The organism is Terrabacter sp. 2RAF25 (genome assembly GCF_052115265.1).
In the GTDB taxonomy this organism is placed as follows: domain Bacteria; phylum Actinomycetota; class Actinomycetes; order Actinomycetales; family Dermatophilaceae; genus Terrabacter.
In genome coordinates this window covers 552,128-566,724 of the sequence record NZ_JBFRGJ010000002.1, presented here as the reverse complement: position 1 = coordinate 566,724, position 14,597 = coordinate 552,128, and the positions used below count along the sequence as shown (strand labels likewise).

At 68.8% G+C, this 14,597-nt stretch carries 13 protein-coding genes; 5 read left to right on the top strand and 8 right to left on the bottom strand.

Annotated elements, in window-relative coordinates; all coding sequences use genetic code 11:
• Positions 1-156: 156 nt before the first annotated feature.
• Positions 157-741 (top strand): potassium channel family protein, encoded by a 585-nt coding sequence (locus AB4091_RS05870; protein ID WP_442290793.1) that lies wholly within the window; start codon positions 157-159, stop codon positions 739-741.
• A 185-nt stretch (positions 742-926) separates the two neighbouring features.
• Positions 927-1,394 (top strand): cupin domain-containing protein, encoded by a 468-nt coding sequence (locus AB4091_RS05865; protein WP_442290792.1) that lies wholly within the window; start codon positions 927-929, stop codon positions 1,392-1,394.
• A 168-nt stretch (positions 1,395-1,562) separates the two neighbouring features.
• Here AB4091_RS05865 and AB4091_RS05860 read toward each other — a convergent pair whose 3' ends face one another.
• The 4 genes from AB4091_RS05860 to AB4091_RS05845 are packed head-to-tail and all read right to left on the bottom strand — an operon-like array spanning position 1,563 to position 5,410.
• Complete coding sequence (locus AB4091_RS05860) at positions 1,563-2,825, bottom strand: NAD(P)/FAD-dependent oxidoreductase (RefSeq protein WP_442290791.1); 1,263 nt, start codon at positions 2,823-2,825, stop codon at positions 1,563-1,565.
• The gene (locus AB4091_RS05855; RefSeq protein WP_442290790.1) at positions 2,825-3,727 is read right to left on the bottom strand and encodes an amino acid ABC transporter ATP-binding protein; all 903 of its coding nucleotides are present in this window, start codon (positions 3,725-3,727) and stop codon (positions 2,825-2,827) included. Before AB4091_RS05855 ends, AB4091_RS05860 begins: the two co-directional genes overlap by 1 nt.
• On the bottom strand, positions 3,724-4,545 hold the full coding sequence (locus AB4091_RS05850) for an amino acid ABC transporter permease (RefSeq protein ID WP_442290789.1): 822 nt from the start codon (positions 4,543-4,545) through the stop codon (positions 3,724-3,726). Before AB4091_RS05850 ends, AB4091_RS05855 begins: the two co-directional genes overlap by 4 nt.
• A gap of 10 nt (positions 4,546-4,555) precedes the next feature.
• Positions 4,556-5,410, bottom strand: coding sequence for an ABC transporter substrate-binding protein (locus AB4091_RS05845; RefSeq protein ID WP_442290788.1), 855 nt, complete (start codon positions 5,408-5,410; stop codon positions 4,556-4,558).
• A 193-nt stretch (positions 5,411-5,603) separates the two neighbouring features.
• Between AB4091_RS05845 and AB4091_RS05840 the strand changes: the two genes are divergently transcribed.
• Together AB4091_RS05840 and AB4091_RS05835 are read left to right on the top strand one after the other, a co-directional pair.
• A complete protein-coding gene (locus AB4091_RS05840; protein WP_442290787.1) occupies positions 5,604-6,266 on the top strand; it encodes an HAD family hydrolase in 663 nt (220 codons plus the stop codon).
• A gap of 44 nt (positions 6,267-6,310) precedes the next feature.
• Positions 6,311-6,994 carry a DUF72 domain-containing protein gene (locus tag AB4091_RS05835; protein WP_442290786.1) on the top strand — a complete coding sequence of 228 codons (684 nt, stop codon included), beginning with the start codon at positions 6,311-6,313 and terminating at the stop codon, positions 6,992-6,994.
• A 48-nt stretch (positions 6,995-7,042) separates the two neighbouring features.
• Here the strand turns inward: AB4091_RS05835 and AB4091_RS05830 are convergent, their stop codons facing one another.
• The 4 genes from AB4091_RS05830 to AB4091_RS05815 form a co-directional block, all read right to left on the bottom strand.
• Positions 7,043-7,912, bottom strand: a complete 870-nt coding sequence (locus AB4091_RS05830) for a C40 family peptidase (protein ID WP_442290785.1) — start codon at positions 7,910-7,912, stop codon at positions 7,043-7,045.
• Positions 7,913-8,496: 584 nt separating this feature from the next.
• A complete protein-coding gene (locus AB4091_RS05825) occupies positions 8,497-9,411 on the bottom strand; it encodes a tyrosine-type recombinase/integrase (RefSeq protein WP_442290784.1) in 915 nt (304 codons plus the stop codon).
• A gap of 185 nt (positions 9,412-9,596) precedes the next feature.
• A complete protein-coding gene (locus AB4091_RS05820; protein ID WP_442290783.1) occupies positions 9,597-10,067 on the bottom strand; it encodes a UPF0158 family protein in 471 nt (156 codons plus the stop codon).
• 152 nt (positions 10,068-10,219) lie between these two features.
• The gene (locus AB4091_RS05815; protein WP_442290782.1) at positions 10,220-11,644 is read right to left on the bottom strand and encodes a hypothetical protein; all 1,425 of its coding nucleotides are present in this window, start codon (positions 11,642-11,644) and stop codon (positions 10,220-10,222) included.
• A gap of 1,009 nt (positions 11,645-12,653) precedes the next feature.
• Here AB4091_RS05815 and AB4091_RS05810 point away from each other — a divergent pair.
• Entirely contained in the window at positions 12,654-14,231 is a 1,578-nt protein-coding gene (locus tag AB4091_RS05810; protein WP_442290781.1) for an alkaline phosphatase D family protein, read from the top strand.
• The last annotated feature ends 366 nt before the right edge of the window (positions 14,232-14,597 follow it).

Here is a 14,597-nt window from a genome sequence, read left to right as displayed (position 1 = left end):
CGTACAGGCCCATCGCAGAGCGAACGAGCCGAAGTGACGCAAGGTCCTTGCGGCTCCACGATGGAAGAACTTGTGGACGCCTCATTCAGGTGAATTGGTCCACGAACCAATCAGGGGAACGGCTGGATCGGCGAACGCGGCTCTCCAACCACCCTGGTGGCCCTCGCGTTTCTCGTTGACTACGCCCCTGTGCTGGATCCTCGCCTCGATGCGAGCACCCGGACCGTCCTGGACGCTCTCTCTTGGACCGTTTGGGCCGCGTTCGCCATTGACTTGTCTATCCGCCTCGTGCTTGCCAACGACCGGCGCGGATATCTCCTGCGTCATTGGTACGACGTGGCGCTGGTTGCGCTGCCATTGCTTCGACCGCTCAGGCTGCTGCGGCTTCTCGCGCTCGTGCGAATCCTGGACCGGTCGGCGGCTAGCAACCTGGCTGGGCGCGTGCTGGTGTATGTGGCCGGTGCTGCCTCGGTGGCTGTGGGGCTGGGTGCCCTCGCGGTCCTGGACGCTGAGCGGAGCGACATAAGGGCCAATATCAAGACGATCGGTGACGCTCTGTGGTGGGCGTGCGCGACAGTCATGACGGTCGGTTACGGAGACCTTGTGCCGGTTACCACCGAAGGACGAATTGTCGCAGTCGTTTTCATGGTGGTCGGAATCGGCCTCGTCGGGGCGGTGATTGGCGCCGTCACATCGTGGATTTCGGCACGCGTCCAGGCCGAGCGCGCGAACCAGGCATGATTCGCTTCCAACTATTCGCTGGACAGCCCCACGGATGGCGTACCTGTGCGCCGCGGTTAGACGCGGCAATGTGACGCGCGTGTGGATCTTGGGCGCATTCGAGACTGGGCCGGAACGTTGCGTTCAGGTCCGTGGTGACCGACAGTGGCTAGGCGACGTAGCGCTGGCGAAGGGGGGTGGGCGACGTGTCTGCTCGCTCCGTTTCGTGGGACACCGGCCCGCAGATCCCGAACACCGGCTTCCGGCATCTGGTCACGGAGGCCGACACACAGGGCCGTTTCTCCGCACAGTCGGCGGTGGTCGGCCCCCGCTCTCTCGTGATACCGCATAGCCACCAACGTGAGGACGAGTTCACGTTCGTGTACCGCGGACGAATCGGTGGCCTGGTGGGCGATGAGGAGATCGAGGTCGATGAAGGCGGGTTCCTGTTCAAGCCGCGCGGGATCGTGCATGCGCTCTGGAACCCCACCGATGAACCCGTCGTGGTGATCGAGTTCATCAGCCCAGCTGGCTTCGAGCACTTCTTCGAGGAGATGGCCTCGCTCGAGCGCGCGGATCCGGACACCATCCGTGCTATCGCCTCGCGGTATGGGCAGCAACCCTTCCCCGAGCTGGTGCCCGGACTCCAGGAACGCCACAGCGTCCGCTTGTGACCGCACCAAAGGTGCTATTCCGAGATGGCGGGGAGGGGCACCTTCCCCGGCTGGGTCGTGGCAGGGCGTCACTTGCGCGCCCGCCTTGAGCGGTGTGCCGCACCGGCCCTCCGCGTGCCTGCTCGCGGCGTTGTGACGCACCCTTCCCGACACGCGTCCTTGGTGGGGCTAGCGGGGTCGGTGGGTGAAGCGCATCGGGTCGAAGGCGGGAACTGCGGCGGCTGAGCCTCGTTCGACGAGATCGGCCACCAGCGACGCTGTGGGAGCGGCGAGGCTGAGCCCGAGCATGTTGTGGCCGGTCGCCACGACGACGCGTTCCGCACCCGGCGCGCAGCCGATGAGCGGCTTGCCGTCGGGCGTCATGGGACGGGGACCGACCCGCTCGTCGGTGCTGGCGTCCCAGTCGACTCCGGCCAGGTACGGCGCGGCCTTGCGCTTCATGACGTCGATGCGCCCGGCACGCAGGCCATCCCGCGTCCCGTCGAGCTCGACCATGCCGACCAGCCTGGTCCGGCCGCCCATGGGAGTCACGCCGACATGGGTCTCGCCGAGTCGGAGCACGTGCGTGGGTGGGTGCTTGGGGTGGACGGTGAAGCTGTAGCCCTTGCCCGGGGTCACATAGCCGCGGATCCCCAGTGGCCGCAGCAGCTGCTCGGCCCAGGCGCCCGCAGCGATGACGGCGTGGCCGGCCTCGACGGCGCCGGAGCGGGTGGACAGCTCGACCTTGGTGCCCCGCTGGCGCACCGCCAGGACCGGCGTGTCCTCGAGGACCCGCACGCCCCGTGACCTCAGGGACTGGCCGAGGCGATCCACCAGCCGTGACGGGTCCAGCCACCGGTCACCTCGGTGGACGAACCCGAACTGGGCTGCGTCGCCCAGGCCGGGTTCGAGCTCCTGCAGCCCACGGCGTTCCAGGATCGGTTCGGGCGCCGGGCAGAGGCCAAGTCGCGAGACCGAGAGGAGGGACGCCCGTGAGGCCTCCGCCTCCTCGCGGGTCGGGTGCAGCACGAGGAACCCCTCGTCCTGCAGGTCGTCGATGACCCCGGCCGCGACGAGTTCGTCGACGAGCCCGGCCGTGCGACGGTTGAGCAGGTCGAGCTCGTCCCACGACCGCCTGAACGTTCGCCCGCCCGAGCTGGCCAGGAACCTCGTCAGGTAACCCGCCACGCGTGGAAGCGCTCGAGCGCTCAGGAGGAAGCTGCCGCTCCCCGGCGAGACGAGCGAGCGCATCCCGTCGCGGACGACACCCCATGACGGGAGCGGGTCGCTGCGGGCCGGGCAGACCCAGCCCCCGTTGACGCGGGCAGCGCCCCCGCCGAGCCCGCTCCCGGCTTCGAGGACCGTGACGGCATACCCTCGCTCGAGGAGCTGGTGCGCGCTGAACAGCCCGATCAGCCCGCCACCGACGACGGCGACCTCACCGGCGGGCATCAGAAGCGCTGGTCCCTCAGGTCGCTCGACACGCGCGGCTCGGCCCGCGCGCCGAGCTCTGCCTCCTTGATCTGGGCACGCCGGTCGTCGCCGGGTTCGACATCGGCGTCCGGGTCGACGTGCGTGGGGTCGAGCACCCGCTTGAGGAAGGTGCGGGTGCGATGGTGCTGCGGGTCGCCGATGACGCGGTCGGGGTGCCCCTCCTCGACGATGACGCCGCCGTCCATGAAGATGACGCGGTCGGCGACCTCTCGCGCGAACGCCATCTCGTGCGTCACCACGATCATCGTCATGCCTTCGGACGCGAGCCGTCGCATCACGGCCAGCACGTCACCGACGAGCTCGGGGTCGAGGGCCGAGGTGGGCTCGTCGAAGAGCATGAGGTCCGGCTCCATCGACAGCGCGCGGGCGATCGCGACGCGCTGCTGCTGGCCGCCGGAGAGCTGTGCGGGGAAGGCGTCGGCCCGGTCTGCGAGCCCCACCTTCTCGAGGTTGGCGCGGGCGACCTGCTCGGCCTGGGCCTTGTCCCGCTTGTGGACGACCTGCTGCGCCACGGTGCAGTTGTCGAGGACGGTCAGGTGTGCGAACAGGTTGAACTGCTGGAAGACCATCCCCATCCTGCTGCGCACCCGGTCGATGTCGCAGTCGGGGTCGGTGACGTCGATCCCTTCGACGCGGATCGTGCCGCCGCTGGGCTGCTCGAGCAGGTTGATGCAGCGCAGCAGCGTGGACTTGCCGGAGCCCGAGGGCCCGATGACGCAGACCACCTCGCCCTGGCTGATCGAGGTCGTGATGTTGGTGAGCACCTCGACCGACCCGAAGGACTTGCGCAGGTCGGTGATCTCGACGACCGCGTCGCCGGGCGCCGAGGCCGTATGCCGTGGGGGCGGGTGGGTCGTCATCGTGCCCTCGCAGTCTTGGCTTCCATCCGCCGGACCGCGAACGTGAGCGGCAGGGTGATGAGGAGGTAGCAGAGACCCGCGATGACGAGCGGCGTGAGGTTCGCGTTCGTGTTGGCGAGGTCCCGGCCGTACTTGGTCAGGTCGAACGACGTCGAGGACAGCCCGATGATGTACGCGAGCGAGCTGTCCTTGACCACGAGGATGAGCTCGTTCGTCAACGGGGGGGTGACGATCCGGAAGGCCTGCGGGAGAACGATCTTGCGCGTCGCGGCACCGGCCGGCATACCGAGCGACCGGGCCGCCTCGACCTGCCCCTTGGGCACGGCCTGGATGCCGGCACGGATCGTCTCGGCCATGTAGGCGGCCGCGACGATGCCGAGCGCGCTCCACACCGTTCCGTAGATACCGAAGGGGATCTCGAGTCCCGGGAAGGCGAGCGGGAGCAGCCCGAAGGCCAGGAGCACGATGATCGCCGGCAACCCGCGGAAGAACTCGATGTAGACCGTCGCGATCCAGCGGTAGGGGCCGACGGACGACAGACGCATGAGGGCGAGGATCGTCCCCAGCACGAGACCGAGGACGAACGCCCCCAACGCGTACACGGCGGTGTTGAGGAGTGCCCGGCCGAGCCCCTGGGTCAGGGTGTCGACGATCAGGTCGCCGCGGAAGAAGACCTTCTGGATCTGGGGGAGGTCTGCGACCGACACGAGGATGACGACGGCGGCCACGAGGACGGCGTACTGCACCCACCGGATGCGCTGGGCCCGCTTGCGGGGCGAGAGCCTGCGCACTCGCCCCGCTGCTGCGGGGGACGTCATGGCAACGACCTCACGGAACGCTCGGCATGACAGCCGGCTCGGAACCGAACCACTTCTTGTAGCTCGCCTTGTAGGACCCGTCCTCGATGGACTTCTTCAGGGCCGCGTTGAAGGCGTCCTTGATCTTGGCGGCGTTGGGGTTGTCCTTCTGGAAGAGGAAGCCGTACTGCTCGCCGGTGTCGAACTCCTTGACCACCGCGAAGTCCGGGTTGGCCTTGGCGAAGTCGAGCAGGGGACCGTTGTCGTTGATCGCCGCGTCGACCCGACCGGACTGCACGCCGGCGATCTCGGTGGGCAGGTCGTCGAAGACGACCGTCTCGTAGCCGTTGGCGTCCTTGTTCTTGTCGCCGTAGGCCTGGCCGGTCGTGTCGGTCTGGACGCCCAGCTTCTTGCCCTTGAGGGACGACAGGTCGGTGATGCCCGCGGACTTCTTCGCGAGGAGCGCCTGCGTCGCGCTGAAGTAGGGGGTCGAGAACGCCACCGACTGCTTGCGCTTGTCGTTGATGGTGACCGCACCCATCGCCATGTCGCACTTCTTCGCGGCGAACACGGCGCCAGAGGTCTGCGAGGCGAAGTCGATGTCGACGATGGTGACCTTGGACTGGCCCAGCTGCTTCGCAGCGTTCTGCGCGAGGTCCATGTCGAAGCCGACGACGTTGCCCGAGGCGTCCTTGAACTCGAACGGCTTGTAGGACAGGTGAGTGCACACCGTGAGGGCGTCCGAGCTGACGAGCTGCGGACCACCCGAGGGATTGCTGCCCGAGCTGCTCCCGGAGTCCGAGCTCGAGCCACAGGCGGCGAGGGCGAGAGAGGTGGCGGAGACGACCGCCGCGAAGCCGAGAAGGCGGGACCTGACCTGCGACATGTGTTCCTCCAAGGTTTGTCGGTAGCGGCGACACTACCCAGCGGGGCCCCGTCCCGGTACGACCACGACGGCACAGTCCGATAACTGGCCGAGCGGCTCACGGGCTGGCCGGTGCGGAAGTGCATGCACCTGTTGCTCGACGGGCCGAGGGGGGCGGGTGATGGCAGCGCCTCCTGCCGGGTATGCAGCCGGCATGGCTGACACGGCGATCTTCGATGTCGACGGAACACTCGTGGACACGAACTACCAGCATGCCCTCGCGTGGTTCCGCGCCCTGCGCCGCTTCGACATCACCCGCCCGATGTGGCGGATCCACCGGGGCATCGGGATGGGCGGCGACCAGTTCGTCTCGGCGGTGGCGGGTCGGGAGGTCGAGGAGGCGCACGGGGACGCGCTGCGCGAGGCGTGGGCGGAGGAGTTCGACGAGCTCATCGGCGAGATCCAGCCCTTCGAGGGCGCGCATGAGCTCCTGGCCGCGGTCAAGGAGCGGGGTTTCCGACTGGTGCTTGCCAGCTCGGGCAAGAGCGAGCACGTGGAAGCCTTCCTCGACCTCATCGACGGCAAGTCCCTCGCCGACGCCTGGACGACCTCCGACGACGTCGAGCACAGCAAGCCGGAGCCGGACCTCGTGTCGACGGCGTTGGCCAAGGTCGAGGGCGCGAGCGGCGTCATGGTCGGCGACTCGATCTACGACGCGCAGGCGGCGGCCAAGCTGGGCATCCCCACTCTCGGAGTACGCACCGGCGGCTTCTCGGTCGGTGAACTGCTGGAGGCCGGCGTGCTACAGGTCTTCGACTCGCTGGTCGCCTTCCGATACGCGCTGGACGGCACGCCGCTGGCTCGCGCCAGCGGCTGAGGCGGCACCCCGTGGACGTACGCGTGGGGCTGTGTGGGTGGACGATGTCGCAGTCGTCGTACGTGCGTCGATTCCCCGTGGTCGAGGTGCAGCACACGTTCTACGAGCCGCCGGGCGACGCCCTGTTGGCGCGCTGGCGAGCCCAGGTGCCGGCCGGCTTCGAGTTCACGATGAAGGCGTGGCAGATCGTGACCCACGAGTCCAACAGCCCCACCTACCGGCGCCTGAAGCAGCCGCTGCCCGACAGCGCCCGTGGCCAGGTCGGAGGGTTCCGCACCGCTCCACCGGTCCTCGCGGGCTGGCAGCGGACTCTCGACTGCGCTCGCATCCTGCGGGCCAGCGCCGTGCTGCTGCAGTGCCCGAGGAGCTTCCGCCCGACGGCCGAGAACGTCAGTCGGCTGCGCGGCTTCATCTCGCAGGTGCAGCGCCCCGCCGGGCGGTTGCTGTGGGAGCCTCGGGGCGACTGGCCCACAACGCTGCTCACCGAGCTCTGCGCCGAGCTCGACCTCGTCCACGTCGTCGACCCCATGCAGACCGAGACGGTGACACCCGACCAGACCTACTACCGGCTGCACGGCACCACCGGGTCCCGGCACGTCCACACCGATGACGAGCTGCGCCGGCTACGCGACCTCGTCGTGGACCGACCGTCGCCGTACGTCATGTTCAACAACCTGCCGCGTACAGGCGATGCAGAGCGGTTCCTCGCCTTGCTGTCGCAACGGTGAGCCCGCGGCTACTCGAAGATCACTTACGACTGGTCTGGGTCCGGGGAATCACTCCAGATAGCGCCGAGCGCGGACGAGCTCGGCGGCATACGGCGGCGTGGCGAGGGACACGGTCTCGACGCCGCGTCCGGTGCGAGGGGCATGGACCATCCGGCCGGCGCCTGCGTAGATGCCGACGTGGTGGACCAGACCGGCGGTCGCGAAGAAGAGCAGGTCGCCGGGCCGCAGGTCCGGCGTGGGCACGAGCCGTCCCTGGGTCGACTGCGGCGACGCATCCCGGGGGACGGTGACGCCGTGCACGCGCAAGGTGAGCCACGTCAGGCCGGAGCAGTCGAAGCCGAACCCCGAGGCGCCGGCCCACAGGTAGGGCAGGCCGGTGAACATCGTGGCAGTGCGCACCAGACTGCGGCCGTCCCTCGCGAGCGCTGCCGTGCCGGTGCGGGTCAGAGACACGTCGGCGGCAGCGATGCGCGTCACCCGGCCGGGCGGGGCGGCCACCCGGACCTCGGCAGCTGTCGCGGTCACGACCGGAAGCCGCGTGCCGAAGCTGATCTCGACGATGGGCCGCCTTGCGCCGTCGGCCGATCGGAGCCACGCCGTCGGGGTGACCACGACCGCGGTGGAGGTCGCCGATAAGGGGGCGGAACCGGTGAGTTGGGCCGCCGGCACCCAACCCGGATAGCCGCGGACGTCCAGAGGGGTCGGCTGGTCTGGGACGACGACCTTGACCCAGGACCCGGAGCGGGCGGTCACCAGGACCCGGTCACCGAGGAGTGCCTGGGTGTCGGCGCGGCCACTGAGATCTCGACGCAGCGGCACGGTCAGGGCCGACAGCCAGGTCCGGATCCGCGCAGGGTTGGCCAGGGCGGGCCGGTCGACCGCGCGGGGAGCGTTCGGCGAGCGCCAGACGGTTGCCACCGAGACGGCCACCCACGCGGACCGCCCCACCTGCGGCATGTCGGTCGTGGGCGCCGCGGTGGCGGTGGGGCTCGTCGGGCTCGGTGACGGACGCGGTGACGGACGCGGTGACGGACGCGGTGACGGACGCGGTGACGGACGTGGTGACGGACGTGGTGACGGACGCGGACTGGCCGCCGTGCTGGAGGACGGAGGGGGTGTCGGCAGGGATGACGAGGGTGGCCGTCGCGGTTCGCTGGGTTGGCGGCGCAGGCGCCGTCGGGCCTGGACTGGCGCACCCCGCAATCAGCAGGGCCATCACCACCACCAGGACGACTCCGGGCGCGGCCACACCGGGGGGCTGCCTGGGAGGACACTGCAAGCAATGACCCTGACCCCTCACAACTCCAGTGTTCATCCGTCTCGCCGTAGGCACACGGGGCTAAGGTCCCGGTCCACCGCGGCCAAGGCGCGGACGGCGGTCGACATCAGCGCCTCTGCCATGGGGGCGCTTGCTCCTGCCGACAGTGTTGACGCCATCGGTGTGCCGCCTAGCCGCGATGTAACGGTCGCCCCCGCTCTGCAGAGTCGACTGTGCGAGCCAGTCAGACGCCGGCGACGTATGCGGTGAGGAAGTGGACGCCGTGCCGGTCTAGGTTGCCTCGGGCGCGGTCGTAGTGCTCTGTGGTCCGCGGGTCGGCGTGCCGGGCGAGGATCTGGGCATCGCGCAGCGGGACGCCGGCGTCGAGGGCGTTGGTGATCGCGGCATGTCGGAGTGAGTGCGGACTGATGTGCCGCGGGATGCCGGCGGTCTTCGCGATCCTGGCGACCATCCGGTACACATCCCGCCGGTCAACCGGGTTGCCGGACGTCGGTCGAAGTACCAGCGGTCCGCTCGTACGGTTGCCGCGACAGGCCTCGAGTGCGCGCAGTACCGGGACCGTCACGGGCATGGTCGCGGGCTTGTTGCCCTTGCCGACCAGGTGCAGCACCCGGTGGCCCCGGAGGGTGTCGGCGTAGTCCTCGATCCGCACTGCTGCGGCTTCCGAGGCGCGGAGCGCGTTGATGCCGAGGAGGTACGCCAGTGCGCCGTGGTGGACGGTTATCGTCTGGGCGATCTGGAGGAACCGGATCAGCTCAAGCCGGTCCAGTCCTTGGGTCCGGGACTCATCACGGTGGACCTTCGGCAGCCGCGCGTACACGGCGGGGTCCGATGGGATGAGGCCGTCGACGTGGGCGAAGCGGAAGTAGCCGCGCACCGCGTGCATCATCGTGACGACGGACGAGTCCATCAGGCCACGCTCGCCGAGGTGGCGGATGTACAGCTCGATGTGAGCTCGCTGGATCCCGACTAGCGGGTCGAGGCCGTGGCTCTCGCACCAGGTGAACCATTGCCGCAGCTGGAACGCGTAGAGCGAGTGGGTGCGCCCGGCGTACCGCGCCAAGAACGACACCGCGGCCAACTGGCTTTGGGACATGGAGGCTGCCTGGAACGGCAGCAGGATTGTTGAACTGGTCATGGGGTCACCTCTTGCGGCGACATGACTAGCGGTCCGACCCCGCCCGCCGCCCGGCGCGGCCGGGGAAGGGGACCGCACCGACGGTAGACCTCGGTCTCCGCTACTGCCCCGCCTGCAGGCGGCGGTGTGACACACGGGGTCACAGAGCAGCCGGGCCTCGTGGCCACCGTTGCGTGCAGTGGCGTTCAGGGAAGGGCGGGCTCCGGGTTGTCGCTGATGAATCGTTGAGCGGCTTGTTCTTCGACGAGTCCCTCGTCCACGAGCCATTGGACAGCCCGCACTCGGGCCCTGGCATCACGCACCGCCTGCCAGACCGAGATCAGCTCGGGACGGTGGTCGTAGACCTCGTTCCTGAACCGCCGGAACGCGCCCTTGCCCTGCAACGACGCGCTCAGGCGTCGACCAGCAGCCTTGTCGCTGATGCCCTCGGCGAAGTCGACCATGTCCTGGTACCACACGTAGGACGGCAGGGGATCGATGACAATTAGGTCCAGCTCGTCGAGCTCGACCGGGTTCTCACCGTCGATGCCGGTGTCGCTAGTCCAGAACACGACCTCGCCAGTGCGCGGATCGACCAGCCAGCGATGGTCGTAGTCCGTCTGGTCCGCGAGTGCAGCGGCGATCTCCTCGACGTCAATGCTGTCCAGGTTGAGCACCGATTCAGCGTAGAACTCGAGGCAGCGCATCGGCGCGTGAGACTCGGCCGTCTGCGCCGAACTCGCGGCGGAAAGACGCACGTGGAGTCACCGCGGAAGCGCGCTTCATTTGTCGCTGAAAGGGTCGGATTCCCGGCCCAGCCTCCGTCGCCTCATTGCTGGAGCACGACGGGCCAGACGCGGACCTCGCTGGGGGCAACCGGGGCTGCCTCGGCCTGTGTTCCGAGGGCCGTGCACCGGTCCGGTGCCGGGCAGTCCACCCGCGACATGTCCGACCTGACCGGCGTTGTCCCGGGCACCGCCGGCGCGGTAGCGGTACTGAAAGTGCTCGAGAGGTCCGCCGAGCCAAGCAGTCCGCGGAACGTGCCGGTCTCGGTTGACACCCCGACTGCCGCGCAGGGCCCCGTCGGCGGGCAGCTGAGGTCCGCGAGTGACCGGCCCGCTCCGCCCGTGCCGCTGGACGTCCCTTGATGCCATGTGCCGGACGTGAAGGTGAGCACGAGAGGCTTCGGGCCGGAGGATGACCCGTACGACCCGGCCGCCACGCAGGCACCCGCTGACGGACAGTCCAGACCCGGGAGATAGTAGTTGTTGCTGGCGATGGCGTCGATAGGCGTCGGGGCCCGTCGCAGGCTGATTCCCGCCGGGGTGATCTCGCCGACGAACGGCCGGCTCCCTGTGGCGCTCGGGTCGTAGCGTCCCGCCACCACGCATGTCTGGGCCGCGTAGCACCGCACCCGCTGGACGGCGCTGACCGATGCTGCTCCGTCCGCGTCGTCGGGCAGTGGGGCCGCGTTCACGCCGACGACGCCGCCGCTCAGACGAGCCAGCAGGAAGACGCGCTTTTGCGCGGTGGAGTAGCTCCCGACGGCGACGCAGTCGTCGGGGCCCGAGCAGGACAGCGCGGACAGCTCGGGGGCGCCGAACGTGGGGTCGCGGTCCGGAGGCGAGTCCAGCACGGTCGAGGTCCAGGCTCCGGCACGGTACGTTGCGAAGACCGCCCTCCCGGAGGCGCTGTCGTTGCCAGCCCAGCCGACCGCGTGACAGAGGCCGATCGAGGGACAGGTGACGTCCTTGAGCCCGAATGGTGTCGACCCGTTCGGGCTGGGCAGCTCCATTACGGTGGCGATTCCACTCTCGACCCGGACAATGACCCCTTGACCGATGTCGCCTTGGACTCCGACTCCCATACAGAAGGCCGACGTGGCACACGACAGGGCCGTGAAATTGACGTCGGCAGGGATGAAGTCGCCGACGCGCGAGAACTGCCACACGCCCCCGCTCTCGGTCTCCGACAGCATCCGGAACTGGTCAGAACCTGCGACCCGATACGCGCCTAAGGCAAAACAGCTGCCGGGCTCCGGACACGAGAGCGCATCCAGGTGCGTTCGCATGGTGACCGGATCCGTGGATGCGTCACTTGGCATGGGCAGCTTGGCGGCTCGCCACGCGCCCGGGGCCAGGTAGTACCCGGCCACGTCACCGACCAGCTGCACCGACCCCGTCGACCCGTTGCGCAACGCCACCCGACCGTTCGCACCGACCTTCACCACCACCAGGTTCGACACCGTCTCCACCGCCGAAACCCCCGACGCCGGGACTCCACCACGACCCAACACCTGCACCCGAGCCGTCCCAGCCGCGGCCACCGGACCCACGGCACCCAACCGCGACCGCGTGTCCAACACCCGCGCCGGCGCCAACGACACGAACGACCCCGCCGCTGGCGCCACGGCCACGGGCACGGCCGCGGCCGCGACCGCCTGGGCCTGGGCCGGGGAGCTCGCGGTCTGACGAGGCGCGCCAGCCACAGTGCTCGGGGTGGCGCCGGCAGGAGGCGCAGCCACGGCTAGGGCCAGCAGCACGGCTACCGCCATGGGCAGCGGCCATGGCGTTCTCGCCAGGCCGGCGCGGGCACGAATGGAACGGGCGCGAGCAAACATGCGGTCTCCTGGGTGCTGTCGGACTCGAGCCCGCCGTCCCGGCGAGTCAGCAGGGGGATCATCGCAGGTTCGGAGGCCACAGACCCTCGGTTCGCGCGACCTCGCGAACGTCGGCGCGCTGTCCGTTCGACCGGGTGCATCAGCTCGATCTGAAACCTGTGTTACCCGCACTGCAGGTAGCGGCCGACCACCTCGCCTTCTGGCTCAAGATCGGGAAGGTGGGCGCGGAGGGGAGGGTGAACTACGCCGAGGCGCTCGAAGTTGCCCTCTGCCACGGCTGGACCGACCGACGGGCAGAAACGGCGAATTGACGCACACAGGTTATTCAGCTGGCGGGTGTCTGAGGCGGGCGAGCCGGGGGGACATGTCCACCCGCGTGCGACTGCGTCGTCAGTCGGCAACGTCGCCCACTTCCGGCGTTGCCGACGACGCACCAACCACAAGGACGATCGGCAGCGGTGTGGCCGCGGCGAGGAAAGGACGGAACCGGGTGGCTAGCTCTTCCAGGCGTCGCGGCCCGTTTTTCCTCTTCCTAGACAACGAGTCGAACCGGATGGCCGGACTACGACTCGCCACAGGCTCGTGCTGCGCCGTTCAGGGTTTCGTCACCGGTCGTTGGTCCCCGACTAGCACTATCAAGGACATGTCGGACCTCTCTCGCCGATCCTTGCTCAGTGGCTCTGCCGGCATGGGCTTGGCCGCCCTCAGCGCCGGCACGGCTGCACGGCCAGCCGCTGCGTTGGTGCGCACGGGCCAGCCGATGTTGACACATGGTGTGCAGTCTGGTGACCCGGAGGCTGGGGCAATCACGTTGTGGAGCCGCGCGGACCGTCCCGCCCGGCTGGTTGCCGAGGTGTCCTCGGACTCGTCGTTCCGGCGGGTGCTTCGCCGGATGAGCACACCAGTTGTCACGGCTGGTTCGGACTTCACTGGCCAGTTGCGGATGCACGGTCTGCCGTCGGGCGCCGACCTGCACTACCGCATCACCCCGGTCGACCCTCATGACCCGACGCTCGCTGGTGAGCCGGTGCTCGGCCGCTTCCGGTCGGCCGTGACCGATCGGCGTCCGATCCGGTTCCTGTGGTCAGGCGACATCGCGGGGCAGGGCTGGGGTGTCAACCCCGATCTCGGCGGCTTCCCGATCGCGCGGGCGATGGCGGCAGCCAACGCAGACTTCTTTCTGAGCTCGGGAGACAACGTCTACGCCGACGGCCCGGTCAGGGCAGAGGTGATGCTTCCGGACGGTCGCGTGTGGCACAACATCGTGACCCCCGAGAAGACCCACGCCGCGATCACGCTCGATGACTTCCGTGGCCAGTTCAAGTACAACCTGATACCCGACAACCGGACCTGGCGGGAGTTCCTCGCCAACTGCGCGATCGTCGCCCAGTGGGATGACCACGAGGTGCTGAATAACTGGTACCCCGGCGAGGTTCTGGTCGGCCGGTCGGGCTACCCCGACGGTACGCCGGTCGACCCGCTCGTGGCCCGGGCGCGGCAGGCGTTCCACGAGTACATGCCGACCTCGCGCACCTCGCCGGACAGGTTGGGCCGCGTCTACCGCAAGCTCTCCTACGGGCCGCTGCTCGACGTGTTCGTCCTCGACATGCGCAGCCACAAGGACCCCAACACGACGGACCTGGAAACCGCCGGTGACGGCGGCATCCTGGGCCCGGAGCAGACGGAGTGGCTGATCAGAGAGCTGAAGCGGTCCCGAGCGACGTGGAAGGTGATCGCGAACGACCTGCCGTTGGGGCTCGTCGTGCCCGACTCCACCGAGGGCAAGCCCGACCAGGAGAGCATCTCCAACGGTGACCCCGGGGCGCCGAAGGGGCGCGAGATCGAGCTAGCCCGGGTGCTTACCGAGCTCAAGCGGGCTGGCGTGCGCAACCACGTCTGGCTCACCGCTGACGTCCACTACACCGCAGCTCACCGATACCACCCCGACCGTGCGGCGTACCAGGAGTTTGACCCGTTCTGGGAGTTCGTGTCGGGCCCCCTGAACGCCGGAGGCTTCGGCCTAAATGTACTGGATGCGACCTTTGGCCCCGAGGCAGTCTTCGTTGCCAGCCCGCCGCGCGCCGGCGTCTCTCCGCTGGAAGGGTTCCAGTACTTCGGTCAGGTGGACATCGACCCGCAGACGGAACAGTTGACCGTGACCCTTAAGGGCATCGACGGCCACGCGTTGTTCACCCAAGTCCTGGACCCGGCAGCGCCCTGAGCCTCACCAAAGGGGGTCCTGGTCAGGCTGAAAGTTCACGATGGTCGACCGACCACCAGTCACCGCACGCCCTAACGAGCCTCCAGAATCCGGCGGTCCTGAAGTGGACTGAGTGACCTTGGACGTCGTGCGCGAAGGCTTGTCTCCTCGACGACAAGGGCTACGTCTCGCGACGACCTGGTGGAGTGCCACGCTGGTCCATTGACGGGGCGCGGCTCGAACCGAGCCGCCAACGAGCCAGCGGATTACTGGCACGTGTAGGGCACATCAAAGGGCAATCAGTCCGGTCCCGCAGGAAGGTCGGCTCGCGGCGGTGTGACGCACGTGGTGGTCCCGCTTACCGCCGGCATAACAAGTAGATGCGGA